The 25268-nt window shown below is 72.1% G+C and carries 27 protein-coding genes; 16 read left to right on the top strand and 11 right to left on the bottom strand.

The features are described 5' to 3' along the window. Entirely contained in the window at positions 1 to 3471 is a 3471-nt protein-coding gene (locus IEZ25_RS09160; RefSeq protein WP_191199082.1) for an ATP-binding protein, read from the top strand. Between the two features lie 37 nt (positions 3472 to 3508). On the opposite strand, the gene IEZ25_RS09155 is transcribed toward IEZ25_RS09160, so the two are convergent. The 4 genes from IEZ25_RS09155 to IEZ25_RS09140 form a co-directional block, all read right to left on the bottom strand. Then, positions 3509 to 4078, bottom strand: a complete 570-nt coding sequence (locus tag IEZ25_RS09155; RefSeq protein WP_191199081.1) for a sigma-70 family RNA polymerase sigma factor — start codon at positions 4076 to 4078, stop codon at positions 3509 to 3511. 105 nt (positions 4079 to 4183) lie between these two features. Beyond that, positions 4184 to 5674 (bottom strand): hypothetical protein, encoded by a 1491-nt coding sequence (locus IEZ25_RS09150; RefSeq protein ID WP_191199080.1) that lies wholly within the window; start codon positions 5672 to 5674, stop codon positions 4184 to 4186. 37 nt (positions 5675 to 5711) lie between these two features. Continuing rightward, positions 5712 to 5858, bottom strand: a complete 147-nt coding sequence (locus IEZ25_RS09145) for a hypothetical protein (protein WP_191199079.1) — start codon at positions 5856 to 5858, stop codon at positions 5712 to 5714. Between the two features lie 62 nt (positions 5859 to 5920). Then, positions 5921 to 7360 (bottom strand): hypothetical protein, encoded by a 1440-nt coding sequence (locus IEZ25_RS09140; protein WP_191199078.1) that lies wholly within the window; start codon positions 7358 to 7360, stop codon positions 5921 to 5923. Between the two features lie 51 nt (positions 7361 to 7411). Between IEZ25_RS09140 and IEZ25_RS09135 the strand changes: the two genes are divergently transcribed. Both IEZ25_RS09135 and IEZ25_RS09130 read left to right on the top strand, forming a co-directional pair. Beyond that, a complete protein-coding gene (locus tag IEZ25_RS09135; RefSeq protein WP_191199077.1) occupies positions 7412 to 8233 on the top strand; it encodes a hypothetical protein in 822 nt (273 codons plus the stop codon). Positions 8234 to 8238: 5 nt separating this feature from the next. Next, positions 8239 to 8775: a GNAT family N-acetyltransferase gene (locus IEZ25_RS09130; protein ID WP_191199076.1), complete on the top strand. Its 537-nt coding sequence runs from the start codon at positions 8239 to 8241 to the stop codon at positions 8773 to 8775. Position 8776: 1 nt separating this feature from the next. Here the strand turns inward: IEZ25_RS09130 and IEZ25_RS09125 are convergent, their stop codons facing one another. Next, complete coding sequence (locus IEZ25_RS09125) at positions 8777 to 9238, bottom strand: hypothetical protein (protein WP_191199075.1); 462 nt, start codon at positions 9236 to 9238, stop codon at positions 8777 to 8779. 78 nt (positions 9239 to 9316) lie between these two features. Next, the gene (locus tag IEZ25_RS09120; protein ID WP_191199074.1) at positions 9317 to 9751 is read right to left on the bottom strand and encodes a MarR family winged helix-turn-helix transcriptional regulator; all 435 of its coding nucleotides are present in this window, start codon (positions 9749 to 9751) and stop codon (positions 9317 to 9319) included. An 84-nt stretch (positions 9752 to 9835) separates the two neighbouring features. Between IEZ25_RS09120 and IEZ25_RS09115 the strand changes: the two genes are divergently transcribed. The 4 genes from IEZ25_RS09115 to IEZ25_RS09100 all read left to right on the top strand — a co-directional run bounded on the left by IEZ25_RS09115 (position 9836) and on the right by IEZ25_RS09100 (position 12212). Beyond that, positions 9836 to 10489, top strand: a complete 654-nt coding sequence (locus IEZ25_RS09115; RefSeq protein ID WP_191199073.1) for a helix-turn-helix transcriptional regulator — start codon at positions 9836 to 9838, stop codon at positions 10487 to 10489. Between the two features lie 125 nt (positions 10490 to 10614). Next, positions 10615 to 11562, top strand: a complete 948-nt coding sequence (locus IEZ25_RS09110) for an iron-containing redox enzyme family protein (RefSeq protein ID WP_224748681.1) — start codon at positions 10615 to 10617, stop codon at positions 11560 to 11562. Beyond that, on the top strand, positions 11559 to 11759 hold the full coding sequence (locus IEZ25_RS09105) for a CDGSH iron-sulfur domain-containing protein (protein WP_318152137.1): 201 nt from the start codon (positions 11559 to 11561) through the stop codon (positions 11757 to 11759). The genes IEZ25_RS09110 and IEZ25_RS09105 overlap by 4 nt, the downstream gene beginning before the upstream one ends. Before the next feature lie 222 nt (positions 11760 to 11981). Further along, a complete protein-coding gene (locus tag IEZ25_RS09100) occupies positions 11982 to 12212 on the top strand; it encodes a hypothetical protein (RefSeq protein WP_191199071.1) in 231 nt (76 codons plus the stop codon). Here the strand turns inward: IEZ25_RS09100 and IEZ25_RS09095 are convergent. Next, positions 12203 to 12877, bottom strand: coding sequence for a DUF899 family protein (locus IEZ25_RS09095; protein WP_191199070.1), 675 nt, complete (start codon positions 12875 to 12877; stop codon positions 12203 to 12205). The genes IEZ25_RS09100 and IEZ25_RS09095 overlap by 10 nt on opposite strands. A 142-nt stretch (positions 12878 to 13019) precedes the next feature. Here IEZ25_RS09095 and IEZ25_RS09090 point away from each other — a divergent pair, with 142 nt between their 5' ends. The 4 genes from IEZ25_RS09090 to IEZ25_RS09075 are packed head-to-tail and all read left to right on the top strand — an operon-like array spanning position 13020 to position 16985. After that, entirely contained in the window at positions 13020 to 14054 is a 1035-nt protein-coding gene (locus IEZ25_RS09090) for an iron-siderophore ABC transporter substrate-binding protein (RefSeq protein WP_191199069.1), read from the top strand. Further along, positions 14051 to 15130, top strand: coding sequence for a FecCD family ABC transporter permease (locus IEZ25_RS09085; RefSeq protein WP_318152136.1), 1080 nt, complete (start codon positions 14051 to 14053; stop codon positions 15128 to 15130). Before IEZ25_RS09090 ends, IEZ25_RS09085 begins: the two co-directional genes overlap by 4 nt. Beyond that, positions 15127 to 16158 carry a FecCD family ABC transporter permease gene (locus IEZ25_RS09080; RefSeq protein WP_318152135.1) on the top strand — a complete coding sequence of 344 codons (1032 nt, stop codon included), beginning with the start codon at positions 15127 to 15129 and terminating at the stop codon, positions 16156 to 16158. The genes IEZ25_RS09085 and IEZ25_RS09080 overlap by 4 nt, the downstream gene beginning before the upstream one ends. After that, complete coding sequence (locus IEZ25_RS09075; RefSeq protein WP_191199068.1) at positions 16155 to 16985, top strand: ABC transporter ATP-binding protein; 831 nt, start codon at positions 16155 to 16157, stop codon at positions 16983 to 16985. Before IEZ25_RS09080 ends, IEZ25_RS09075 begins: the two co-directional genes overlap by 4 nt. Before the next feature lie 41 nt (positions 16986 to 17026). On the opposite strand, the gene IEZ25_RS09070 is transcribed toward IEZ25_RS09075, so the two are convergent. Beyond that, positions 17027 to 17497: a hypothetical protein gene (locus IEZ25_RS09070; protein ID WP_191199067.1), complete on the bottom strand. Its 471-nt coding sequence runs from the start codon at positions 17495 to 17497 to the stop codon at positions 17027 to 17029. Positions 17498 to 17588: 91 nt separating this feature from the next. On the opposite strand from IEZ25_RS09070, the gene uvrA reads away from it, so the two are divergent. The 3 genes from uvrA to IEZ25_RS09055 are packed head-to-tail and all read left to right on the top strand — an operon-like array spanning position 17589 to position 21036. Beyond that, entirely contained in the window at positions 17589 to 20039 is a 2451-nt protein-coding gene (gene uvrA, locus IEZ25_RS09065; protein WP_318152134.1) for an excinuclease ABC subunit UvrA, read from the top strand. A 3-nt stretch (positions 20040 to 20042) separates the two neighbouring features. Then, positions 20043 to 20402 carry an iron chaperone gene (locus IEZ25_RS09060; protein WP_191199065.1) on the top strand — a complete coding sequence of 120 codons (360 nt, stop codon included), beginning with the start codon at positions 20043 to 20045 and terminating at the stop codon, positions 20400 to 20402. Positions 20403 to 20427: 25 nt separating this feature from the next. Next, complete coding sequence (locus IEZ25_RS09055) at positions 20428 to 21036, top strand: DUF1684 domain-containing protein (RefSeq protein ID WP_191199284.1); 609 nt, start codon at positions 20428 to 20430, stop codon at positions 21034 to 21036. Positions 21037 to 21054: 18 nt separating this feature from the next. Here the strand turns inward: IEZ25_RS09055 and IEZ25_RS09050 are convergent, their stop codons facing one another. After that, the gene (locus IEZ25_RS09050) at positions 21055 to 22275 is read right to left on the bottom strand and encodes an MFS transporter (protein ID WP_191199064.1); all 1221 of its coding nucleotides are present in this window, start codon (positions 22273 to 22275) and stop codon (positions 21055 to 21057) included. 70 nt (positions 22276 to 22345) lie between these two features. Between IEZ25_RS09050 and IEZ25_RS09045 the strand changes: the two genes are divergently transcribed. Then, complete coding sequence (locus IEZ25_RS09045) at positions 22346 to 22993, top strand: FadR/GntR family transcriptional regulator (RefSeq protein ID WP_318152133.1); 648 nt, start codon at positions 22346 to 22348, stop codon at positions 22991 to 22993. A 182-nt stretch (positions 22994 to 23175) separates the two neighbouring features. Here the strand turns inward: IEZ25_RS09045 and IEZ25_RS09040 are convergent, their stop codons facing one another. Continuing rightward, entirely contained in the window at positions 23176 to 23961 is a 786-nt protein-coding gene (locus tag IEZ25_RS09040) for an SDR family oxidoreductase (protein WP_191199062.1), read from the bottom strand. Positions 23962 to 23998: 37 nt separating this feature from the next. Continuing rightward, a complete protein-coding gene (locus tag IEZ25_RS09035; protein ID WP_191199061.1) occupies positions 23999 to 24352 on the bottom strand; it encodes a nuclear transport factor 2 family protein in 354 nt (117 codons plus the stop codon). Between the two features lie 109 nt (positions 24353 to 24461). Between IEZ25_RS09035 and IEZ25_RS09030 the strand changes: the two genes are divergently transcribed. Next, positions 24462 to 25253, top strand: a complete 792-nt coding sequence (locus IEZ25_RS09030; protein WP_191199060.1) for a MerR family transcriptional regulator — start codon at positions 24462 to 24464, stop codon at positions 25251 to 25253. The last annotated feature ends 15 nt before the right edge of the window (positions 25254 to 25268 follow it).

The following is a 25268-nucleotide window of genomic DNA, read 5'->3' as shown; positions in this document are numbered from 1 at the left end:
ATGTCCATCGACGAGATCGAGCACTCCCCGGCGGACGGGCTCTTCGAGCGCAAGGACGTCGCCACCCCTGCCGACGACACCATGCAGTGGCGGGCGGCGCTGCTGCAGATGGTCAACTGGGGCGGCTTCGGCGGCCTCACCGTCGTACCGCTGCGGGGCGACGCGACGATGATCTCCGGCGCCTCGGGCGTCGGCAAGAGCACCATCCTCGACGCCTACACCGCGCTGATGATGCCCTCGGACACCAAGTTCAACGGTGCCTCCAACGACGCCGTCGCAGGTCGTGCCCGTGGCGCCGGGCAGCGCAACCTGCTGTCCTACCTGCGCGGCGCGGTCGACGTGGTCGACGACCCCCGCACCGGCCGGCCGGTGGAGAAGCTGCTGCGCGGGAAGGGCTCCGACACCTGGGGCGCGATCGCGATGACCTTCGTCAACGACCAGGGCGGCCGGTTCACCGTGCTGCGCACCTACTACGTGCCGCGCCGTGCGACGCGGTCGGCCGACGTGCAGATGCAGCTCACGACGCAGGACGGTGCCCTGCCGCTCGACACGCTCGAGGTCGCGGTGCCCGAGCGGTTCCACGCCAACACCCTCAAGAAGCTCTTCCCGGGCATCCGGGTGCACCGGACCTACGCCGAGTTCGCGGCCGTGCTGCACGCGCGCCTGGGCATCGGCGCCAACGGCGACGGCGCGAAGGCACTGCGCCTGCTCGCCCGCATCCAGGCGGGCAACCAGGTCCGCAGCGTCGACGAGCTCTACAAGGACATGGTGCTCGAGCGTCCCTCGACCTTCGCCGCGGCGGACCGGGCGATCGAGCACTTCGACGACCTGGACACCGCCCACTCCGCGATGCGCACCGAGGAGCAGAAGCTCGAGCTGCTGCAGCCGATCGTCGACCTCCACGACCGCAAGGTCGCGGCGGCCCGGCGGCTGGCCGAGCTCGACTCCTTCGGGGTGACCTCGGCCGGGGACACCCCGCTGCGGTTGTGGCTGCTGCGCACCCACCTGCGCCTGATCGAGGCGGCTGTCGCCGACAACCGCGCCGCGCGGGCGTCGACCGCCGACGAGCTCGGCACGACGACCTCGGCCGAGCAGACCCATCTCGCCGACCTCGAGGCCGCGCGGGAGTCGCACCGGGCGGCGGGCGGGTCGAGCCTGCAGTCGCTCGCGCTGTCGCTCGAGCAGGAACAGGTCGTCCGCGAGGACCGGCTCGCTCGTCGTGAGCTCCTGCAGGAGCGGCTGCTGCCCCTCATCGACGCCACCGACGCCCAGGCACCCGACGTCGAGGCCTCGCTCCTGTCGCACGAGTCCTTCACCGTGCTGCAGATGCACGCCCAGCAGTGGCTCTCGGGCTTCCAGCGCGAGCAGGAGCGCATCCGCCGCGAGCGCGACGTCGTGCTCCGTGGCCAGTTCCCGCTGAGCGAGCGCCAGGCGGGACTGCGCCGGGAGCGCGCGTCGATGGAGGGCCGGGCCGGGCGGATGCCGGCGCGCATGCACGAGCTGCGCGCGGAGGTCGCCCGGGCGAGCGGCCTCGGCGTCGACGAGCTGCCCTTCGTCGCCGAGCTGATCGACGTCGCGCCCGACGAGACGCGGTGGCGCACGGCGATCGAGACGGTCCTGGGTGCCAGCGCCCGGACGATGCTGGTCCCGCTCGACCGCCTGCAGGCGTTCTCCTCGGCGATCGACGGGCTGCTGCTGCGCGGCCGCCTCACCTTCGAGGGCGTCGAGCTCGACCTGCCCGACCTGGGCCCCGGGGACCCGGAGCGGGTCGCCGGCAAGCTCGTCTTCCAGGACTCGCCGTTCGCCGGCTGGGTGCAGGCCCACGTCGGGGAGGCGTCGCGCAACGCGCTGTGCGTGGAGTCCGCCGAGGGTCTCGCCGGCGCCGGTCTGCGGGTCACCCTGGCCGGTCAGACGCGCAGCGGTCGACGCGGCACCCACGGACGCGGCGACAGCCGCAGCATCATCGGCTTCTCCAACGTCGACGCGATCGCCGAGGTCGACGCCGAGCTCGCCGACGTCGAGGAGCGACTCGACGCGGTCGGTGCCGAGCTGGCCGACCTGGACCGCCAGTCCCGCGTGCTGGAGCAGCAGCGCGCGTCGTACGACGTGGTGGCGACCGCGCGCTTCGACGACGTCGACGTCGACGGCAGCGACGCCCGCATGGCCGACCTCGAGCGGCGCCGGACGGAGATCCTCGACTCCGACGACGGGCTGCAGGCGCTGGAGGCACAGATCGCCGAGCTGGCGGCGCGGCTGGAGCAGACGCGGCGCGCGCGCTACGGCGTCGAGCAGCGTCAGCGCGAGCTGAACGTGGCGCACGCCGAGCTCGTCGACGCCGAGGACGACGTCAACGACCGCCTCCGAGCGGTGGAGGAGTCCGGCAGGATCGTGCTCGACGCGGACCAGGAGGCCGCGCTGGCGCTGGACTTCGCGGCCGCCGCGGCACCTGCGGACCCCGACGACCTCGAGCGGTTCGCCGAGACCTCGCACCGGCTCGCCGAGCGGCTCCGCGCGGCGGTCGCCGACGCCGAGGCCGAGGTCCGCCGGGTCGACGACGACCTGGCGCAGGTGTTCCGCGTCTACAAGTTCCAGTGGGACTCGCCCAACCTCGGCGCCAGCGCCGACTCCTATCCCGACTACGCGCGCATCCTCGACGACATCCGCGGTCAGGGACTCGCCGCGCGGCGCGCCGAGTGGCGACGCCGGCTCACGGAGTGGAGCGGTCAGGACCTCGTGCCGCTGCTCGGCGCGATGGCCGCGTCGGTCGAGGAGATCGAGGACCGGCTCGAGCCGATCAACGCGATCCTGCGGCGTCTCGAGTTCGGTGCGTCGGGCGACCGGCTGCGGATCCGGCTCCGGCGCCTGGCGCCGGCCCACGTGCAGACGTTCATGAAGGACCTGCGCGTGCTCTCGTCCGGTGCCACCTCGGAGCTGGGGGAGGAGGCCCTCGAGCAGCGGTTCGCCGAGCTCAGCCGATTCATGCAGCAGCTGCGCAGGCCCAGCCAGGTCGGCGATGCGACCGTGTCGGTGACCGATCGCGAGCGGCTGCTCGACGTGCGCCGGCACGTGGAGATCAGCGCCGAGCGCTACGACCACACCACCGGCGAGCTGCGTGCGACCTACCGGACGCTGGGGGAGAAGAGCGGCGGCGAGAGCCAGGAGCTGGTGGCCTTCATCGTCGGCTCGGCGCTGCGCTTCCGGCTCGGCGACGAGATGCGCTCGCGCCCGCGGTTCGCGCCGGTCTTCCTCGACGAGGGCTTCGTCAAGGCCGACTCCGAGTTCGCCGGGCGCGCGGTGCAGGCCTGGCGCGGGCTCGGCTTCCAGCTGATCGTCGGCGTCCCGCTCGACAAGGTGACCGGTCTCGAGCCCCACATGGACGAGCTGCTCGCCATCACCAAGAACAGCACCACGCACCAGTCGTGGATCACGCCGATCACGGGGGCCGGCGACGCCAGGGGAACGGCAGGGTAGGACGCGCCCGACGCGGGGGACGTCGGGCGCGTCCGGATCAGGCGGCCGGCGTCGGGCCGGCGAGCTCGCGGCGCAGGCGATGAAGGATCCCGTGGAGGATGCGGGACACCTGGGCCTGGGTCAGACCGACGCCGTCGGCGAGCTCACGCTGCGTGCGCTCGTCGACGTGGCGCCGCGACAGGATGCGCCGGTCCCGCTCCGAGAGCCTGCTGAGCACCGTGCCGAGGACGAGCCTGGCCTCGAGGGACGCGAGCTCGCCGTCGTCCCAGCCGAGCAGGTCGGCCACGGTGGTCGAGCCGTCGCCGACGATGCCGTCGATCACGCTCGTCCGGAAGCAACCGTGCGCCCCCAGCGCCTCGACGACCTCCGGCAGCGGGACGTGGAGGTGCTCAGCCAGCTCGGACGGCCGGGGGGAGCGGCCGAGCGAGGCGCGCAGCGAGGTCTCGACGGCGCGGATGCGAGCCTGGAGGTCCGGGACCGTGTCTTGGCTCTCGCGGAGAGTGGCCACCAGGGCCACGGTCTGCTGGGCACGCCCGTCCGACGCGGAACGCGTGCGGTCGGCGACCTGCTGGTCCCGGTCCTGCGGGACGATCGTGAGAGTGGCCACTCGGGGGACATCCTTCCGGCGAGCTGTCCGACGCAGTGCTGAGCCGCTGCGAGACGGAACCATGGACAAACTGTGGACAGAATACACAGTGCCGGGCACCCGCACTCACCCGAACGGCGGGACGAGACGGAGCTCGCCCGAGGCGATGAGCGGTCGCGACAGCCCGTCGCGGAGACACACGGTGTGACCGCGGTACTCCGCGACCGGGTGGTAGCGCTGCCGGACGAGGTGCGCGATGTGCGAGGTGTCCAGCCCCCACGTGCCCGTCCCGTGCAGGAGCACCAGCCAGGTGGGCGCCTGCCGCCCATCGAGGACGGCGTCGAGCCCGCTCAGCCCGGGATCGAGGGTCCGGGCGGGCAGGGTCCACAGGTAGGGGTACGGGGACGGGAGGCCGGCGGCGAGGTTGACCTCCGGCTGGCCGTACAGCGTGACGAGGGTGTCGCCCGGACGGCTCGCGTCGCGCACGCCGGTGCCGATCACCTCGCCCACCGACGTCCGCGGGACGTCGTCGATCGCGCGCGCCGCCGGCACCAGCGACAGGACCAGGGTCGCCAGGACGGCCGCGACGGCCACGGTCGAGCCGTCGGCGGCGAGCACCCCACCGGCGATGCCGAGCGGCACGACCAGCTCGATCAGGTAGTGGTTCCAGAAGCCGCCGCCGAGCACCACCGAGACGAGGTCGAAGACGATCGTCGCATCCAGGGCGAGCAGGACGGGACGGCGCACCCACCGCCGCACCGACAGCACGACGGCGACGGTGAGCAGGCCCAGGCCGCTGAGGAGCCAGTCCAGGACCAGGGACATCTCCCGGGCGCGGGTGGTGACCAGGTCGTCGCCCTCGACCAGCAGGTGGGCCGACTCGACGCGGAACGCGTACATCGCGTCGAGCACCCCAGCGGGCGACGTGCCGTGCGCCAGGACCCACACGCACGCCGCCAGCAGCGTCGCGAGCGATCCGGCCGCACACGCGGCCACCAGGCGGCGCAGGTGCCCGTCCCGGCCGCTCCACCGCGTCGCGACCACCAGCGCGACGAAGAACACCGCGACGTCGCCGTGGTTCTGCTTCACCAGGACGGCGCACGTGCCGCACACACCGCCGAGGAACGGCAGCCAGGCCGACGACGGACGGCATGAGGCCGTCACCAGGGCGAGCACTCCTGCGGCGACGAACGGTGCCGCGAGGAGCTCGCCGTTGACCTCCTGGGTGCCGAGTCGCGGCGCCACGAGCAGGACCGCCGTCGCCGCCGCGGTCCAGCGGGACGCACGTGGGCCGCCGATCAGCTCGCCCGACCGGGCGCACAGCAGGACGGTGGTGGCGACGGCCAGGCAGCCGATCAGGCGCAGCGGCACCAGCCCGCCCGCGGCTGCGGCGACCTGGAACAGAGTGATCAGCAGGGGCGGGCGGTCGACCCAGTAGTGGCCGTAGAGGGAGCCACCGCCCGTCGACCACTGCGCGGCCACCTGGAGGTAGCCGGCCTCGTCGGGGTGGGCCGGTGCGGCCAGGAACGGCACCCGAAGCGCGACGGCGCCCAGCGCCACCGTCCACTCGACCTGGCGCCCGGCCAGGTGCAAGGTGCGGACGGGCGTCGCCGTCATGACCCGGCAGGGCCCGCCGGGTGCCGCGGCTGCTGCATCACCGTGGCGCGCGGACGCGGCCGGCGCGGATCGTCGGCTCCACCGCCCGGACGGCCGCGTCGAGGGCGGTCGCCTCCTCGAGGTCGAGGGTCCAGCGCACGAGCGGGTCGACCGGCGTCGCGGAGGACGTCGGGGTGGGGGTCATCCCTCCACTAGACGTCGCGACGAGCCGGATCACAAGGCTGGCGGTGACCGGTCCCCGTCCGGTCAGCGACGGGGCGTGGCGTATCCCAGGGCGGCAGCCAGCCCGAGCGCGCTGCGGGGCTCGTAGGCCACCCGCCACAGCCCGCCGTGCACCGCGGCGTACGCCTCGTCCTGCCACGGGTGCTCGTGCTGCGGCGTGTCGGTGCTGAGGTCGTGGACGAGCAGCGCGGCCATCAACGTGTTGGCGGTCTCGGGCTCGAAGATCTCCACCCCGAACCGGTGCGCACCCGCGAACGCCGCAGCCAGCGCGCGGTTCTTGACGACCGAGCGCGTCCGGGTCGACGGCGCCACGTGGAAGGACACCTGCTGCCCGTCGCGACGGGCCACCGCGGCACGCCACCGCTGGATCCGCTTGGCCAGGGCGTAGTTGGGCCCCTGGACCGGCACGATGCTGTCGCTGATGCCGGGATCGGCGAGCGGCGGGTAGGCGCGGTGCAGCAGCCGTCCGCGGCTCGCCCAGCGCAGGGGGCGGCCGACGAGCTTCGAGGGCGTGGAGCGCTCGCGGTAGGCGCGCGTCGAGTGCTCGACCGCCTCGCGCGGGACCGCGAAGGCGTCGGTCGGCGTGGCCAGGAACGCCAGCGCCGTGTCGGGCCGGGCCGCGCTGAGGCGGGTCGCGAGCGCGTCGGCCGCCGCCGAGACGCGGACGTGGGTGCCACCGTCGGCGTAGAGGTAGTTGCCGAGGACCAGTCGTCCCTCGAGGCCGGCCAGCCAGTCCGCCACCTCCGGCACCTCGGCGAGCAGGTCGACCCCCGCGACGCCTCCGCCGTCCGGCACCAGCAGCGTCCCCGCACCTTCGCGCGCCGTGGCACGCACCCGCTCCCACAGGGCCTCGCGCGGCAGGTCGACCGCGGCGACGGTCGCGCCCCACCGCAAGAGCGCCGCGAGCGGACCCATCTCCGCGCCGGCGCCCAGCACTGCGACGGTGCGCCCCTCCAGCGGCAGCCACTCGGGGTGGTCGACGACCTCGCCGACGGCGTGCGCCGCCGAGGGTTCGAGCACCCCGCGCGCCACCCAGTCGGCCAGCTGCTCGCGCAGCGCGTCGCCGCGCAGCTCCCGACCGCGGTGGGGGAGGGCCAGGTCGGTCACCGGAGCCGCCTCGCCGACCACCTCGGTCGTCACGAGGGTGCGCGTGGCCGGCGCTTCGGCGAGCACGTCGAGGGGCTGGTCGGCCTGATCGTCGTCGGAGGCCACGACCAGGGTCCGGCGTACGGCGTCGAGCCCGGCGTCGGCGATCGCGTGCCAGGCGTCGGGGCTGGAGATCGCGGCCTCGACCAGTCGGCGCAGGTGCAGCACGTAGCCACTGCGCCACGCCGTCTCCTGCTCCGCACCGAGCGCGCCGACCGGGTCGACGGGGCGCAGGGCGTCGGCGACGATCGTGCGCCCGGCCCGGGTGGTGCTGCGGCGACCGCTGTCGTCGGCGGCGAAGGAGACTCCGTGCGTCATGCGCCCATCATGGTGCAGGTGGTGCATCCGGCGGCCACGTAGGCTCTTGAGATGGAGATCATCCTGCTGGTCGTCGTCCTCGCCGCCCTGGCCGCCGTCGCCGTCACGGCACAACGCCGCAACCAGGCCACGCAGCTCCGCGAGCGCGAGGAGGAGCTGGCTCCGGTGCGCAAGCTCGCCTTCGAGGACATCACGGCCTTCGGCGAGGACCTCCAGAGGCTCGACGGCGAGATGATCGGCACGCAGCTCGACGAGAGCGCGAACGCCGACTACCAGCGCGCGCTCGACGCCTACGAGTCGGCCAAGGTCGCCAGCGACTCCATCACCCGGCCCGACGACATCCGGCACATCACCGAGATCGTCGAGGACGGCCGCTACGCCGTGTCCTGCGTGCGGGCCCGGGTGGCCGGCGACGCTCTCCCGACGCGGCGGCCTCCGTGCTTCTTCGACCCTCGCCACGGTCCGGCGGTCACCGACGTCCTCTGGACGCCGCCCGACGGTGTCGAGCGCGACGTCCCGGCCTGCGCCCTGGACGCCGAGCGTGTGAACGCGGGTGCCGAGCCCGACATCCGCAAGGTGATGGTCGGCGCCCAGCGCGTCCCCTACTGGCAGGGTGGGCGCGCCTACGAGCCCTACGCCGTCGGCTACTACGGCGCGTTCGGCCCGATGAGCTGGATGTTCATGGGCGGCATGATGTTCGGCGGCTTCGGGGGCGGCGGCTACGGCGACTCCGGTGACGGCGGCGGCGACTCGGGTGACGGCGGCGGCGACTACGGCGACGGCGGCGGGTACGACGGCGGTGGTGACTCCGGCGGTGGCTTCGACGGCGGCGGGTTCGACGGTGGTGGAGGCTTCGACTTCGGGGGATTCTGATCCCCGTGCACCTGCGCCGCTACGAGCCGGACGACGCGGCGCGTGTCCTCGACATCCACCGACGTCCCGAGATCATCCGCTGGCTGGGCGACCCACCGCACGTCCCGATGTCCGACCTCGCGGAGGCGCTGGAGTGGATCGAGGAGCGCCGCCGGCGGGAGGCGCGTGATCCCCTCGACGTGACCCGGGCGATCGTGGCCGACGGGACCGACACGGTGGCGGGCAGCGTGTCGGTCGCCAGGGCCCATCGACGCAACGGTGAGTTCGTCGGCGAGTACGAGGTCGGCTGGCACCTGCACCCCGACTCGACGGGCCGAGGTCTCGCGACCGAGGCGGCTCGCATCCTGCTGGACCACGTGTTCGACCACGACCTGCCGGAGGTGTGGTGCGGCATGTTCGTCGGCAACGAACCCTCGCGCCGGGTCGCCGAGCGCCTGGGGTTGCCGTTCGTCGGCGTGCGGCCCGACCCGTGGTACGAGGGCGACAGCCGTCTCTACCGCGTCACGCGCGACGAGTGGAGGGCAGCGCGTACGACTGAGTAGGTCACACCTTGCTGCCGTCGTCGCGCTCGGCGTCCTCGGGCGTGGCCTCGTGACCTTCGCGGCCACGAGTGCGCCGCAGCTCCTTCATCTCGGCCTCGAAGACGTGCCGTCGACCGCCCGTCAGCTCGTCGACCGCGCGACGGTTGATCGAGGTCGCCTCGGCGTAGTAGCCGTCGTCGTAGGCCTCGACCATCTGGAACGACCACATCCCGGGAAGCGGGTTGCGGCCGAGCACGCCGCGATCCAGCGCGTCGGCGATCTCGTCGTGTCCGGCGGCCCGGATCATCTCGGTGGCCTCCTCGAACGTCGTCTCCGCACTCCCGCACAGGCGGTGGAAGGCGTAGAGGTGACCGCGCGCCTCCTCGACGTGGTCCAGTGCGGCCGACAGCTTGCCGAGCGCCTCCACCGTGGCATCGGTGACATCGGCGGGACGCTGGTGCTCGGGTGCGGGCTCGTCGCTCATGCGTCGAGCCTCACACGATCGAGGTGCTTCCTCCCACGCCGCAAAGGGGGAGCGCGCGGTGACCGGGTCTCGGCGGACCTACGCCGAGGTGCGCGCAGTCACCGCACGCAGGGTCTCCTGGAGCTCGGCGAACGCGGTCTCGTCGAGGCCCAGCAGACTCTTCATGTCGCAGTGGATGCGGTCGGCGTGCCTGCGGAGCTCCTCACCCTCGGCGGCGAGCCTCACCCGGACCAGTCGCTCGTCGACCCGGTCCCGGCGGCGTTCGACGAGCCCTCGGGCCTCCATCCGCTTCAGCAGCGGGGTCAGGGTGCCGTGGTCGAGCTGGAGCTCGCGCGCGATGTCGCTGACGCTCTGGTCGTCGCGCTCCCACAGCACGATCAGCACGAGATATTGGGGATAGGTCAGGCCCAGAGCCGACAGCACGGGCCGATAGGCAGCGGTGACCGCGCGGGAAGCCGCGTAGAGATCGAAGCAGAGCTGGTCCAACAGCGGTGGTGCCTTGACGACGGCCATGACAGGCAAGTGTGCCGCATGAGATATAACTTGTGTCCAAGAGGTTGGTGCACACGGCATCTGCTGCGGTGGACAAGGACGTCGATGACCATTCGCATCGCCCTCATCAACCACGACGAGGTCGTCGTCCTGGGAGTTGCGACGATGATGGCTCGTCACGCGCGCGACATCTCGCTGACCGACCTCCGTGGAGACTTCGAGGAAACGGTCGACCTCGTCCTGCTCGACCCGGCCGGGATGAGCGACGAGCCGAAGCTGCTCGCCCAGCTGCTGGCCGACCGTCGCGTGCGCCACGTGGTCGCGCTCACGGGTGACTTCGAGCCGATGGCCGCCGACGCGTTCTTCGCTCGCGGCTACGACGGCTACCTCAGCACCGGTCTGTCGACCCACGAGCTCATCGACTCGCTCCGCGCGGTCTGCGACGGGCTCCGGGTCCTCGCGCCCGTGCCAGACGACGACCGGATCACCGAGAAGGGCTGGCCGGGTCGCGAGCACGGTCTGACCGAGCGGGAGGCCGACGTGCTGTCCCTCATCGCCGGAGGGCTCAGCAACAAGGAGATCGCCGAGCAGCTCGGGATCACCGTCAACTCCGTGAAGTCCTACATCCGCGGCGCCTATCGCACCATCGACGTCGACAGCCGGACCAAGGCCGTGCTGTGGAGCATCACGCACGGCCTGCGGACCCCCACGGTCGCCCACGGTGCTCGTTCGGGGGAGGCAGGGACGCGCGCCGGCTGAGCCCTCTTCGGTGGTCCTGGGCAAAGCCCCTGGACGTCCCTGCGGAGGTGGTGAGGTCGCGCCGGGGTGCCTAGCGTCGACGGCACGAGTCGATCGGCGCGACCTGAGAAGAGGACCGAATGCGAATGCCCGAACCCCGCGGGCCGGTGAGCGAGTGGGTCGTGGCGCGACTCGCGTCGTACCGACCGTCGGCCCTTCCCCGACCGCCGGACACACCGTCCACGCTCGACGACGAGGCGATCGCACTGTGGACGCTCCACGAGCTGTCCTACCAGGGGTTCGAGGACGCCACGGAGCTCGCCGAGTCCGACCCCGACGTGTCCCGGACGCGGTTCCGCTTGGAGGCGACCCTCGAGTCGCGGCTGCGTGAGCGGTGGGTGCGGGTCGCGCCGACACCTGCCGAGGTTCCCGAGGCGCTCGAGCAGCTGGCTGCGCAGGACGCCGGACCGTCGCTGGCCGATCACGTGCGGCGCCACGCCGATGCCGATCAGGTGCTGGAGATGCTCCGGCAGCGCTCGATCTACCAGCTCAAGGAGGCCGACCCGACCACGTGGGTCGTGCCCCGGCTGCCGACTCGCGCCAAGGCTGCCCTGATGGAGCTGCAGTTCGACGAGTACGGCAACGGGAACCCCAACCGCCTCCACGCCCATCTGTTCGCCCGCGGCCTGGACGCTGTCGGGCTCTGCGCGGACTACGGCGCCTACGTCGACGGAGCGCTGCCCGAGACGCTGGAGCTCAACAACGCGCTGAGCATGTTCGGCCTGAACCGCCGCCTGCGCGGAGCCGCCATGGGTCATCTCGCGGCGTTCGAGATGAGCAGCTCGATCCCGGCTCGGAAGATCGCGCAGGGGCTCGACCGACTGGGACTCGCGGGGCCGATGAGCGCCTACTACGACGAGCACGTCGAGGCGGACGCCGTCCACGAGATCACGGCGGCTCACGCCATCTGTGGGACCCTCGCCGAGGACGAGCCCGACCAGGCCGCCGAGATCATGTTCGGGGCGTTCACCTGCCTCGACCTCGAGGGCAGGATGGCCGGCGCGCTGCTGGACTCCTGGCGGTCGGCCGCGTGAGCGAGAACGACATCCCGCACGCGGACGTCGTGCTGCAACCCCACGGGCCGATGTTGATCCGCGGCGCCGCGACCGTCCAGGACGAGGACGGCGTCGTCCACCCGGTCGAGCGGCCCGTGGTGGCGGTGTGCCGGTGCGGGAAGTCCAGCCGCCTCCCGTGGTGCGACAGCACGCACAAGCTGATACCTCGCGGCTGACGGCACCGGGAACGAGACCGCGGTGTCCACCCCAGCGGATGGAGTGCCGTGGACGACGAACCTGTAGAAACTTGGTGGGGTTTCCGCTGATCTGCTCGCCGCACTCCCGGGCTCACGCAGCACAGGAGCGGGCGGACCAGCGGAAATACCCGCCATCGGATCCGGTGGCGCCGACCGCCCCGCCCGAGTCCCTTTCGTGGACCCGACCGTTAGCGTGTGCTCGTGAGCGAGTCTCCATCTCTCCAGAGTCCCTACCTGCTGCCCCCCGGCCTCCAGCGGCGCCAGATGATGCAGCGCATGGGCATCAGGCCGTGCTCGCTCGACTACGACGACGCGGAGTGGGCCGCGATCGAGGCCGAGGCCACGAGGCTCCGAGGAGCAAGCACGCCGACCGCGACGAGTGCTGACGACGACGGGAACGGCTCGGTCGAGGACGCTGTGGCTCACCCGTAGGTCGGGAACTGGGGCCACCCGTCGGGGCTGTCCTCCCAGTCCTGCTGACGGCCGTAGACCGTGCGGTCCATGATGTGAGCGGTCGGCAGGATCGCCTCGGTCCCGCGCGCGGTCGTCATGTAGGTGAGGTAGGGCGTGCCGTCCTTGAGCAGGTAGTAGGAGTAGCCCGGGAGCTGACCCTCGTTGCCCTGGTCGTCGGTCTGCGTCCAGCCCCAGTCGTCGTGGTAGGTCGTGTCGTACGACGACACCCACCGGTGCTTCCAGCCCCGCTCGGCTCGCCAGGCCTCCAGCTTGTCGATCGGTGCCTGGGAGACCATCGCGAAGGCGATGCCCTCGTCGGCGAGCCGGTCCATGTTGGCGGGCAGGTTGTCGACGGCCCAGGTGCAGCTGGGGCAGCCGGAGTTCCACGACGGGTTGAACATGACGTTCTGGACCATCAACAGGTAGCGACCGTCGAACAGGTCGGTGAGGGCGACGGGCCCGTCGGGTCCGGTGAACGTGTAGTCGTCGACCTCGACCATCGGCAGTCGTCGCCGGGCCGCTGAGACCTCGTCGTCGTGGCGGGTGACCTCCTTCTCCCGGGCGACCTGCTCGGCCAGCGCTGCGTCGAAGGCAGCGCGGTCGGCGACAGGTGGGGTGGCGGCGGGCTGGTCGAGCTTGGTCATGGCGGGCTCCTCTCGCGGGGACACCTCCCAGCCTCGCGCGACGGTGTCCGCATGGGAAGCCCCGACGCCCGATCTCCGCTCGCAGGCATTAGGGTAGGCAAGCCTTACCAAACGTCCTGTTCGCGACCTGAAAGGTCCCCCCGTGCGTTCACGCCTGGCAGTGGGCATCGCCCTCGCCACGTCCCTCGTCCTGGCCGGCTGCGGCTCCTCCACCGACTCCTCGGAGGCAGAGGCCTCCGACGCCTCGTCCGACGGCGCGGTGTCGTCGGCGTACCCCCTCGAGATCACGACGGCCCTCGGCACGGCCGTGCTGGAGGAGAAGCCCGAGCGGGTCGCCACGGTCCAGTGGGCCAACCACGAGGTGCCGCTGGCGCTCGGCGTGGTGCCGGTCGGGATGGCTGCGGCCAACTTCGGCGACGACGACGGTGACGGTCTGCTCCCGTGGGTCTCCGAGCGGCTCGAGGAGCTCGACGCCGAGACCCCGGTGCTGTTCGACGAGACCGACGGCATCGACTTCGAGGCCGTGGCGGACACCCAGCCCGACGTGATCCTGGCGTCCTACTCGGGGCTCACGCAGGACGACTACGACACCCTCAGCGAGATCGCTCCCGTCGTGGCCTACCCCGAGGCGCCGTGGGCGACCGGCTGGCGCGACGTGATCCGCTACAACGCGATGGGCATGGGGATGGAGGCCGAGGGCGAGGAGATGGTCGCCGACCTCGAGACCGAGATCGCCGACGCCGCTGCCGAGCACCCCGACCTCGAGGGGAAGTCGACGATGTTCCTCACCCACGTCGACACGACCGACCTGAGTGAGGTCAGCTTCTACACGACCGCAGACACGCGCGCCCTGTTCTTCGAGGACCTCGGCATGACGACGCCGAAGAGCGTGGCGGACGCGTCGACGTCGGGCGAGTTCTCCCAGAAGGTGAGCGCCGAGCGCGTCGACACCTTCGACGACGTCGACCTGATCGTCACCTACGGCGACCAGAAGCTGGTCGACACCCTCGAGGGCGACCCGCTGCTCTCGAAGATGCCGGCGGTGGCCAACGGCGCCGTCGTCTTCCTCGGCTCCGACCCGCTCGGCACCGCGGCGAACCCGACACCGCTGTCGATCTCGTGGGTCCTCGACGACTACCTCGACCTGCTCTCCGAGGCCGCCGGCAAGTCTTCGTGACGATCTCGACCACCAGCTCCACAGGCACGACGGGCAGCACCTCTGGCAGCACCCGGCCGGCCGGCGCGGACTCCCTCCGGAGCTCGCGCCGGTCGCGCGTGGTGTGGTTGCTCGTCGTCGTGGGCGTCCTCGCCTGCGTGGCCGTGTCCTCCCTGGTCCTCGGGTCACGGCAGGTCGGCTGGGGCGACATCGTCGCCGGCGTGACCGGCCACGACACGACGATCGCCGAGGCCGCGGTGGCCAAGCGCGTCCCGCGCACCGTCCTGGCGATGGTCGTGGGCGCAGCCCTCGGCCTGGCGGGCGCGGCCATGCAGGGCGTCACCCGCAACCCGCTCGCCGACCCCGGGATCCTCGGCGTCAACATGGGCGCCTCCCTCGCCGTGGTGACCGGCATCGCCTGGTTCGGCCTCAGCGGCGCCCAGAGCTTCACCTGGGTCGCGATCACCGGGGCGGCCGTCACCGCCGTGTTCGTCTACGCCGTCGCGTCGATGGGTCGCGGGGGACCGACACCGCTCAAGCTCGCCCTCGCGGGCACCGCGACTACCGCAGCCTTCTCCTCCTTCATCACCGCAGTTGTGCTGCCGCGCGGTGACATCGCGGACAGCGTCCGGTCGTGGCAGATCGGCGGCGTCGGGGGCGCGACGTTCGACCGCATCCTCCCGGTCGTGCCGTTCCTCGTCGTCGGGCTGCTCGTGAGCGTCGTGTCGGCGCGCGGGCTGAACTCGCTCGCGCTCGGGGACGACGTGGCCGCGGGCCTCGGCGAGCGCGTCGCGATCGCACGCGGCTCCGCCGCACTGGGCGCGGTCGTGCTGTGCGGCGCGGCAACCGCACTGGCCGGTCCGATCGGATTCGTCGGCCTGGTGCTGCCGCACGTGTGCCGGCTCCTGGTCGGGATCGACCACCGGTGGCTGCTGCCGTTCTCCGCGCTCACCGGCGCCTGCCTGCTCACCGTCGCCGACGTCGTCGGACGCGTCGTCGCGCGACCGGGCGAGCTCGACGTCGGGATCATCACCGCGATCATCGGCGCGCCGTTCTTCATCTACATCGTCCGACGCCAGAAGGTGCGCGCCCTGTGACCACCACCCTCGAGCTGGTGGTCGCCGGCCGCCGACGCCGTGCCCGCCGCCGCGCGAGCATCGTCGGCGTGCTGCTCGTGCTCGCCGCCGCGCTCTTCGCCGCCAGCCTCGTCTACGGCCGCACCGTCTACCCGATCGGTGACGTCTGGGCCGTGATCCGCGGCGAGGAGGTGCCGGGCGCGACGTTCACCGTCGGGCGACTCCGCCTGCCCCGGGCCGTGCTCGCGGTGATCGCGGGCTTCGCGTTCGGGCTCGGCGGCGTCACCTTCCAGACCATGCTCCGCAACCCGCTCGCCAGCCCCGACATCATCGGCATCACCGGGGGCGCCAGCGCCGCCGCCACCATCGGCATCGTCTTCTTCTCGCTCGAGGGCGCGCAGATCTCCGTGCTCGCGATCGTCGCCGGACTAATGGTCGCGATGGTGATCTACGCCCTCTCCTTCAAGGACGGCGTGGCCGGCATCCGCCTCATCCTGATCGGCATCGGCATCGCCGCGATGCTGGAGAGCGTCACGACGTACGTCTTGAGCAAGGCCGGTCAGTGGGACCTCCAGGAGGCGCTGCGCTGGCTGACCGGGAGCCTCAACGGCTCGTCGTGGTCCGACGTCGTCCCGCTGCTCGTCGCCTCCCTGGTCCTGGTCCCGCTCCTGCTCAGCCGCACCGGCGCCCTCGGCACGCTGCCACTCGGCGACGACACCGCCGCCGCGCTGGGCACCCGCGTCGAGGCCACGCGGCTCGTCGTGGTGCTGGCGGCGGTCGGCCTGATCGCCTTCGCCACCGCGGCCACCGGCCCGATCGCGTTCGTCGCGTTCCTGGCCGGGCCGATCGCCGCCCGGCTCGTCGGGCCCGGCGCCTCCCTGCTGGTGCCTGCGGCCCTGGTCGGTGCGGTGCTCGTGCTCCTCGCCGACCTCGTCGGGCAGTACGCCCTCGACACCCGCTATCCCGTCGGCGTCGTGACCGGGGTGCTCGGTGCGCCCTACCTCGTCTACCTCATCGTCCGCACCAACCGTGCCGGAGGAAATCTGTGACCACCGACCACCGCCTCGTCGCCCAGCAGCTCACGCTCGGCTATCGCGAGCGCACCGTCATCGAGGGCCTCGACCTCGAGGTCCCGCCCGGGCAGATCACCGCCATCGTCGGTGCCAACGCCTGCGGGAAGTCGACGCTGCTCCGCTCGCTGTCCCGGCTGCTGGCACCGACCCACGGGCAGGTGCTGCTCGACGGCAAGCAGGTGCACCGGCTCCCGGCGAAGGAGCTGGCCCGCACCCTGGGACTCCTGCCGCAGAGCCCGATCGCGCCCGAGGGGATCGCGGTCTCCGATCTCGTCGGGCGCGGCCGCACGCCTCACCAGGGGATGTTCTCGCGCTGGTCGAGCGACGATGACGTGGCAGTGGCGGCCGCCCTCGACGCCACCCAGACCGCCGAGCTCGCGGACCGTCCGGTCGACGAGCTCTCGGGCGGGCAGCGACAGCGTGTGTGGATCGCGATGGCCCTCGCGCAGCAGACCGATCTGCTGCTCCTCGACGAGCCGACGACGTTCCTCGACGTCAGCCACCAGGTCGAGGTGCTCGACCTGCTGACGGACCTCAACCGCTCACGAGGCACGACGATCGTGATGGTGCTGCACGACCTCAATCTCGCCGCGCGCTACGCCGACCGGCTGATCGCCATCGCCGGTGGCACCGTCCACTCCAGTGGCGAGCCGCGCGACGTCCTCACCGAGGACATGGTGCGCGCGGTCTTCGGCCTGGACAGCCAGATCATCACCGACCCCACCTCCGAGCGACCGCTGATGCTCCCGCTGGGCCGCCACGGCGTCGTGGGATCGACAGCGGACGGGCGCCGCTCCCAGTAGCCCGGGAGCGTGCGCGCCCGGGAGGTCGGGGCGACGCCAGGTCAGCTGGTGAAGGGAGCCGCCTGGCGGATCGACTCCTTCGTGGCCCGCGCCCGCGACTTCGCGGACGCGGCGATGCCCTGCGTCAGGAGCGTCAGGCCCGCACCGACCAGCCACACGTCCTTCGCGACGGCCGTGCCCTCCTGGCTCGGGCGGATCCCGTCCTCGAGGGTCATGGAGGGCGTCTTGAGGTACATCCCGACCAGGCTGGCGCCGAAGCCGGCCAGCCCGGCCCCGGCGACGGTCGCGGGCACCATGGGCGCCAGGAGCGCCGTACCGAGCGCGATCTCGCTGTAGGCCAGCACCTTCGCGAACTTCGTCGGCTCCATGTCCTTGAAGAGGGCGGGATAGGTCGACGCGGCCGCGCCGTGGAGGAACTGCGCGGTGCCCTCGTCGGCGGAGAGCTTGCCGATCCCCGAGTTGAGGATGAACGCACCGGTGGCGACGCGGATCGGGACGTGGGTCGGGTGCATGGGGGGCTCCTCAGGGGCGGGTGACGTGGCAACGTCGACCCTAGTCGACCGCGCCGTGCCCGGCCCGTACGGCGACGGCTACCGTCAGGCAGTGACGACGACCGAGACCACTGACCCCTACGTGCGCGTGCGCGGAGCCAGCGAGCACAACCTGCGCGACGTCGACGTCGACCTGCCCCGCAACGCGTTCGTCGCCTTCACCGGGGTGTCCGGGTCGGGCAAGTCCTCGCTGGCCTTCGGCACGCTGTACGCCGAGGCGCAGCGCCGCTACTTCGAGTCGGTCGCGCCCTACGCGCGCCGGCTGCTCCAGCAGGTGGGCGCACCGCACGTGCAGGAGATCACCGGTCTGCCGCCGGCGGTGGCGCTGCAGCAGCGGCGCGGCGCGCCGAGCTCGCGCTCGACGGTCGGCACCATCACCACGCTCTCGAACCTGCTGCGCATGCTCTACTCGCGTGCCGGTGACTATCCCGAGGGTGCCGAGCACCTCGCCGCCGAGGCGTTCTCGCCCAACACCGCCGCCGGAGCGTGCTCGCGCTGCGGTGGTCTCGGGGTGGAGCACGACGTCGCCGAGGACCTGCTCGTGCCGGACACGTCCCTGAGCATCCGCGACGGCGCCATCGCCGCCTGGCCGGGTGCATGGCAGGGCGCCAACCTGCGCAGCATCGTCGCCGGCCTGGGCATCGACGTGGACCGCCCGTGGAGGCGGTTGGCGAGGAAGGACCGGGACTGGCTGCTCTTCACCGACGAGCAGCCGTCGGTGCTCGTCAAGCCCGAGCGCGACCGCATCGACCACGGCTACCACGGCACGTTCTGGAGCGCCCGCAAGCACGTCATGCACGTGCTCGCCGACTCCCAGAGCGAGCGGATGCGGGAGCGGGCACTGCGGTTCGTGCGTGACTCGACGTGCACGGTGTGCCACGGCAGCGGGCTGAAGCCCGAGTCCCTGGCAGTGACCTTCGGAGGACGCTCGATCGCCGAGGTCAACGCGCTGGCCCTCGCCGACGTCGTCTCGCTGCTGCGACCCGTCGCCGGGACCACGGAGGACGACGGGACCACCGAGGCGGCGGTCCGGATCTGCGCCGACCTCGTCGCCCGCCTGGAGGTGCTGCTCGACCTCGGTCTCGGCTACCTCAGCCTGGGGCGTGGCTCCACGACGCTGTCGCCCGGAGAGGCGCAGCGGCTGCGGATCGCCACCCAGCTGCGCTCCGGCCTGTTCGGGGTCGTCTACGTCCTCGACGAGCCGTCGGCCGGTCTGCACCCCGCCGACGCCGAGCCGCTGCTCGACGTGCTCGACCGCCTCAAGGCAGCGGGCAACACCCTCTTCGTCGTCGAGCACGACCTCGACGTCGTACGCCGTGCCGACTGGGTCGTCGACATCGGACCGGGTGCGGGCGAGGGCGGGGGACAGGTGCTCTACAGCGGCCCGGTCGCGGGCCTCGAGGCGGTGGCGGCCTCGGTCACCGGCGACCACCTGTTCGGCCGCGTCGAGCCGCTGCGGCACGATCCCCGTGAGCCGACCGGTTGGTTGCACCTGCGCGGCATCGACCGGCACAACCTCCGGGACCTCTCGGTCGAGGTCCCGCTCGGCGTCCTCACGGCCGTCACCGGGGTGTCGGGCTCGGGGAAGTCGACGCTGGTGACCCAGGTGCTGGCCGAGCTGGTGCGCGACCGGCTCGGTCTGGTGCCGGAGGATCCCGACGACGCCGGCCTCGAGATCGACGTCGACGACGTGTCGGGGCTCGAGGCGTTCGACCGCCTGGTGCGCGTCGACCAGCGCCCGATCGGCCGGACTCCGCGCTCCAACCTGGCGACGTACACCGGTCTCTTCGACGCCGTGCGCAAGGTGTTCGCCGCGACCGACGAGGCACGTGCCCGCGGCTACGGCGCCGGGCGGTTCTCGTTCAACGTGGCCGAGGGGCGGTGCGACACCTGCCAGGGCGAGGGGTTCGTGTCGGTCGAGCTGATGTTCCTTCCGGGCACCTATGCCCCCTGCCCGACCTGCCACGGCGCCAGGTACGACGCCTCGACGCTCGAGGTCACCTACCGCGACCGGAACGTCGCCGAGGTGCTGGCCATGTCGGTCGATGAGGCGGCGGTCTTCCTGGCCGACGTGCCGGCGGCATCGAGGAGCCTGGAGACGCTCCGCGAGGTCGGGCTCGGCTACCTCCGGCTCGGCCAGCCCGCCACCGAGCTGAGCGGCGGCGAGGCCCAGCGGATCAAGCTGGCCACCGAGCTCCAGCGGGCGCGCCGCGGGCACGCGCTCTACCTGCTCGACGAACCCACCTCGGGGCTGCACCCGGCCGACACCGCGCTGCTCGTGCGCCAGCTCCACCGTCTCGTCGACGCGGGCAACACCGTCGTCCTCGTCGAGCACGACCTCGACACCATCGCCACCGCCGACTGGGTCATCGACCTGGGACCCGGTGGGGGAGACCACGGCGGGACCGTGGTCGCGACCGGTTCACCCGCGCAGGTCGCCGGGTCCGCGCAGAGTGCCACCGCTCCCTACCTCGCCCGGCGTCTCGCGGAGCGGCCATACTGAGGGATGAGCTCCCCGGGCGAGGACGCGGTCGAGGCCTACATCGCTGAGTTCCCGCCTGACGTGCGCGCCCGACTGGAGCAGGTGCGACGTGTGATCGTGGATCACCTGCCGGGGAGTCACGAGGTGGTCCGCTACGGCATGCCGGCGGTCATGGTCGGTGACCGGTACGGGCTGCACTTCGCGGGCTGGAAGCGACACATCGCCCTCTACCCGGTCCCCGCGTTCGAGGATGCCCTGGAGTCCCGCGTCGCTCCGTACAGGTCGGGAAAGGACACCGTGCGCTTCCTCCACGCCCAGGAGCTGCCGTACGACCTCGTCGCAGACGTGTGCGACCAGCTCATGCAGGCACGCCGATCGCCCTGACGTGCTCAGGTGCGACAGTGGTGCGGTGCCGAACACCTCGTCCGCCCTGACGCTCGCCGACTGGCGCTCGCGCCTCTCGTCGCTCTACGAGGTCGTGCGCTCGTGCGCCGACCCCGCCGAGGGACACCGCCACTGGCGGGAGGGACGGGCCGACCTCTTCGCCACGCACCCGCAGAGCCCGACCGCCGGCGTCCCCCAGCTGCGGGTGAACGGCGTGGACTACTGGCCCTACGACCCGACGCTGCGGTTCACCCTCGAGATCGAGCCGGCCGAGGTCGACGAGCGTGACGTCGACGGAGGGGACGACGGCTCGGTCACGCTGCGCCGGATCGGACTCGTCCGGCTGCCCGAGCCGGTCGGCGGCAGCCTCGACGTGTGGTGGCTGCACCAGTACGGCGGCGGGATCTTCGTGCCGATGCGCGACGGCACCGCCGGCGACGGGAGCTACGGCGCCGGTCGTTACCTGCTCGACACGGCCAAGGGTGCCTGGCTCGGCGGCGACGACCGGCACCTGGTCCTGGACCTCAACTTCGCCTACCACCCGTCCTGCCGCTACGACGACCGCTGGCGCTGCCCGCTCGCCCCGGCCGGCAACACGATCGAGGCGCGGGTCGAGGCGGGCGAGCGTCTGTAGGCCGAAGGGAGCTCGTGGTCACGCGGACCGGGAGTCCTCGACGTAGCGGGGCCGGCAGGCGAACCAGCCGGCGGCCACGCCTGGCACGGTGGTCGCAGCGAGCACCACGAGCGGGGTCGTCCAGGAGCCCGTCGCCTCGCGCAGGAGCCCGAGGCCGACAGGGCCCACGCACGCCACGCCGTAGCCGATGCCTTGCACGAAGCCCGAGACGGCGGAGGCGGACTGCGGGCTCCTGGTCCGTCGGTTGATCAGCGCCATGCACAGCGGGAACGTGCTGACGCCGACGCCCAGCGCGCACACCCACACGACGGTGCCGTCGAGGGGCGACACGGCAAGGCCCACATAGCCGAGCACGAGGAAGGCGGCGCACGCGACGACGACGGCGAACGGGTTCTCCATGCGCGTGGCCACCTGCGGGACCACTAGGGCCGCGAGGACTCCCCAGGCCGAGTAGAGCCCGACCATGGACCCGCCCAGGGAGGTGCTGCCACCGGCGTCGGTGAGCACCGAGGGCACCCAGGTGATGATCGCGTAGTTGGACAGCCCCACCATCGCGAACAGGATCGTCAGTCCCCAGGCGGTCGACGACCGGCGCAGCCTCGGCCTCGCGTCGCCCGCGATCGTCGCGACGGGCGCGTGGTGGTCGGTGGGCAGCTTCGCGGTCAGCACCAGCCAGACCAGGGCCGCCAGGGCGGCCGGCGCGGCCCAGAGTCCCACGGAGAGCCGCCAGGACGCTGCCTCCGCCACCGGCACGGCCAGGAGCGGGGCGACGAACTGACCGGTCTGCATCAGGATCAGGTAGAACGAGGTCCACAGCGCGAGGCGATGCGCGAACCACGCCTTCACCAGCGGCACGACGACGACGTTGGCCGCACCGATCCCGGCCAGGGCCAGCACGGTCGACAGCACCAGCGCCAGGGGGCTCGGGGACACCGCGCGCAGCACGAGTGAGACCGCGGTGAGCGCAAGTGCGGCGGTGGCGGTGCGCTCGAGCCCGAACCGTCTGGTCACCACCGGAGCGAGGATGCCGAAGACTCCGAACGCGGCCGCCGGGGCGGTGCCGAGCAGGCCGGCGAGCGCCACGCCGTACCCCAGGTCGGCACCGATGATCTCCTGCAGCGGCGCGAATCCCGTGACCGCCGTGCGTAGGTTGACCGCGGTCAGCGCGATGGCGACTCCCGCCCAGAACGAGAGCCGAGCGCGATGCACGGGCAGCGGTGCCGGCGACAGAACGGTCACACTGGACTCCAGGAGCAGCGAATGATGGGATCATGGGATGAATCGAAGGCAGTCTGGCACGACGCGACCGGTGCGTCGAGAGGGACTCATCGATCAGGTCGCCGCACGCTTCCAGGGAGAGATCTCGACGGGCCGTTGGCCGGTCGGTGAGCGGATCCCCACCGAGAGCCAGCTGGTCTCCGAGTTCGGGGTCGGGCGCAACACGGTGCGCGAGGCGCTCCAGGCGCTGGTGCATGCCGGTCTGCTCAGCCGTGAGCAGGGACGCGGCACCTTCGTCATCTCGAGCTCGGAGCTGACCGCCCCCCTCGCGCGTGGGCTCTCGGGAGGCAGCCGCCGCGACTACCTCGAGCTGCGCCTCGCTCTCGACAGCACGGCCGCATCGCTCGCCGCCTCGCGTCGTTCGGACGCGGACGTCGAGCTCCTGCGCGACCTGCGACAGCGTCGGGAGGCGAGCTGGCACACCGGCGACCCGGACCTTCGAGCGAGCGCGGACCTCGCACTGCACCGAGCGATCGTGGCGGCGACGCACAACCCCCTCTACCTGCAGCTCTACTCCAGCATGATCGACGTGTTCGCCATCCACATGCGCGACGACGAGGACGGGAGCGAGGACCCGGCACATGGCCACCACCACGACCTGGTCGAGGCGATCGCCGAAGGGGAACCGGCGCGGGCAGGCGCCCTGGTCGCCGCCATCTTCGAGCCCTTCACGCGATGAACCCAGGAAGATCCTTTCCCTCGCTCGGGGGGACTCGGTCCACCAGGGTGTTCGCATCGGACAGGCGCGCGACCAGACGGTCGTCGACGCACCAGGCCGGCCGCGACTCCGTTGCGGCTACGAGCTGAGCTCAGGTCGGAGTCGTACGGCTCGCACGGGGGACACGCTCGCTCCCGACCTCATCAGGTGGTGGGGACGGTCCCGCCGTCGATGACGTACTCGGCTCCCACGATCGAGGAGGCTCGATCGGAGACGAGGAAGCCGACGAGGTCCGCGATCTCCGCGGGTGACGCGAACCGTCCGAGGGGAACCCCTCCGAGGGAGTCGAGGATCGTCTGCCTCGCCTGGTCGGGCGTCAGGTCGTTGCCCCGGGCGAGAAGGTCGATGAAGCCTTCATAGGCCTCGGTCTCGATGCCGCCGGGGCTGACGGCGTTGACCCGGACGCCGTGGGGAGCGAGCTGGTTCGCCAGCCCCTTGCTGTAGGTCCGCAGCGCACCCTTGGCGGCGGCGTAGGGAAGGGTCGCGTCGTGCAGCGGCATCTGGCGCTGGATCGAGGTGACGTGGACCACCGCGCCCGATCCGGCCTCGACCATGCCGGGGAGCAGGGCTCGATCCAGCCGGACCGCGCCGAGGAGGTTGAGGTTCAGCTCGGCCATCCACTGCTCCTCACCTGCGGCGGCGAACCCGCCGGGCGGTGTGGACGAGCCGCCGACCACGTGCACCAGGATGTCGAGCGGACCGTGCCCCGAGACCCTCGCCGCGACGGCCGTCGCGCCGTCGACGGTCGAGGTGTCGGCCTCGATGAAGCGGTCCGAGTGCTCGTAGCCGGCTGGCATCGTCCGCGCGGTGGTCCACACGTCCGCGCCCAGCTCTCGCAACCTGTCCACCACCGCCCTTCCCGCGCCCTTGGACCCGCCTGTGACGAGTGCGCGTCGACCGTCGAGACGGTCGCGATCTGACTGGGACATGTCGATCCTCCTGGTGGTGTCGGTGGGGGTGGTGACGTCAGACGGTGATGTCGAGCCTGCGGATCACGTCGTCGACGAGGGTGAAGACCATGCGGAGGTCGACCTCGCCGCCGGGGAAGTTCCCCGAGAGGTGCGTGCCGACCTCCCACACGTCGTCCGCGGGCCGGGAGACCGAGCCCAGCGTGGTCTGCACCTCGTAGTCCTGCGCCGACTGGTCGAAGACCTCGAACGTCTCGTCGCGGCCCTCGAGGACCTCGCCGTTGTCGGTGACGGTGACGTCCTCGGGCAGGTAGGTCACGGCGGTGGCGAAGTCCTGGGACACGTGGGCGCGCAGGTAGCTCGCCACGACGTCGGGGAGCGCGTCCCACGCGAATGCGGTGTTGTCGTCCATGGTGTCGTTTCCTCTCAGCGGTGTGGTCATGGCGCCCACGCTGCTGCGTCCCCGAGCGGCAGGGTCAAGCACGTGACTCTCCCCCGGGGGGAGAGTGCACACTGACGCCATGCTGGCCATCGGTGAGTTCTCGCGCCTGACGCACCTGAGCGTGAAGACGCTGCGTCGCTACCACGAGGCGGGGCTGCTCGTTCCCGCCGCGGTCGACCGGGCCACCGGGTACCGCTCCTACGACGGTCACCAGATCCCGACCGCGCAGGTGATCCACCGCCTCCGGGAGCTCGACGTACCCCTCGCAGACGTCCGACGCATCATCGAGTCGGGCGACCCCGACCGCCGTGCCGCGCTCGTGTCCGACCACCTGGCGCGACTGGAGGCCGAGCTGGACCGGACCCGGTCCGCGGTCGTGTCGCTGCGTCGCCTCCTCGACCCCGACCCCGTGCCCCTGAGCGTCGAGCTGAGGGCCGTGCCCGTGACGACCGTGGCCGCGATCGAGGACGACGTCGACGGCGACTCCGTGGCCGCGTGGTTCGCCGGAGCCCTGGCCGAGCTCGACGCCGCGATCGGCACCCGCACCGGCCCCCCGGGAGGGGTTTACGACAACTCCCTCTTCGAGGAGGGACGTGGCCACGTCCTGCTGCACCTGCCGTCAGCCGACCCGCCGCGTCGCGGGCGCGTACGCCCGGTGACCCTGCCGGCGGTGGAGCTGGCGGTCGCCACCCACGTCGGCCCGCACGACGACTCCGACATCACCTACGGCGAGCTCGGGTCGTGGGTCGTCGCGAACGCACTCGCGGTCGCCGGCCCCGTCCGGGAGACCTACCTCGTCGGACCGGCCGACGACCCCGACCCCGCCGCCTGGCGCACCGAGATCGGATGGCCGATCTTCCGGATGACCTAGACCGCGCCGACCCAG

This window comes from Nocardioides hwasunensis, from assembly GCF_014779665.1.
GTDB lineage: Bacteria > Actinomycetota > Actinomycetes > Propionibacteriales > Nocardioidaceae > Nocardioides > Nocardioides hwasunensis.
The sequence above is the reverse complement of the archived record's forward strand: the minus strand, read 5'-3'. Positions and strand labels throughout refer to the sequence as shown.

Coding starts and splice junctions, on each gene's coding strand:
- IEZ25_RS09150 (WP_191199080.1), bottom strand. CDS start 5,674: ATGACGGCGACGCCCGTCCGCACCTTGCACCTGGCCGGGCGCCAGGTC.
- IEZ25_RS09110 (WP_224748681.1), top strand. CDS start 10,615: ATGCCCGAACCCCGCGGGCCGGTGAGCGAGTGGGTCGTGGCGCGACTC.
- IEZ25_RS09030 (WP_191199060.1), top strand. CDS start 24,462: ATGCTGGCCATCGGTGAGTTCTCGCGCCTGACGCACCTGAGCGTGAAG.
- IEZ25_RS09145 (WP_191199079.1), bottom strand. CDS start 5,858: ATGACCCCCACCCCGACGTCCTCCGCGACGCCGGTCGACCCGCTCGTG.
- IEZ25_RS09115 (WP_191199073.1), top strand. CDS start 9,836: ATGACCATTCGCATCGCCCTCATCAACCACGACGAGGTCGTCGTCCTG.
- IEZ25_RS09160 (WP_191199082.1), top strand. CDS start 1: ATGTCCATCGACGAGATCGAGCACTCCCCGGCGGACGGGCTCTTCGAG.
- IEZ25_RS09060 (WP_191199065.1), top strand. CDS start 20,043: ATGAGCTCCCCGGGCGAGGACGCGGTCGAGGCCTACATCGCTGAGTTC.
- IEZ25_RS09095 (WP_191199070.1), bottom strand. CDS start 12,877: ATGACCAAGCTCGACCAGCCCGCCGCCACCCCACCTGTCGCCGACCGC.
- IEZ25_RS09070 (WP_191199067.1), bottom strand. CDS start 17,497: ATGCACCCGACCCACGTCCCGATCCGCGTCGCCACCGGTGCGTTCATC.
- IEZ25_RS09120 (WP_191199074.1), bottom strand. CDS start 9,751: ATGGCCGTCGTCAAGGCACCACCGCTGTTGGACCAGCTCTGCTTCGAT.
- IEZ25_RS09135 (WP_191199077.1), top strand. CDS start 7,412: ATGGAGATCATCCTGCTGGTCGTCGTCCTCGCCGCCCTGGCCGCCGTC.
- IEZ25_RS09035 (WP_191199061.1), bottom strand. CDS start 24,352: ATGGACGACAACACCGCATTCGCGTGGGACGCGCTCCCCGACGTCGTG.
- IEZ25_RS09140 (WP_191199078.1), bottom strand. CDS start 7,360: ATGACGCACGGAGTCTCCTTCGCCGCCGACGACAGCGGTCGCCGCAGC.
- IEZ25_RS09040 (WP_191199062.1), bottom strand. CDS start 23,961: ATGTCCCAGTCAGATCGCGACCGTCTCGACGGTCGACGCGCACTCGTC.
- IEZ25_RS09125 (WP_191199075.1), bottom strand. CDS start 9,238: ATGAGCGACGAGCCCGCACCCGAGCACCAGCGTCCCGCCGATGTCACC.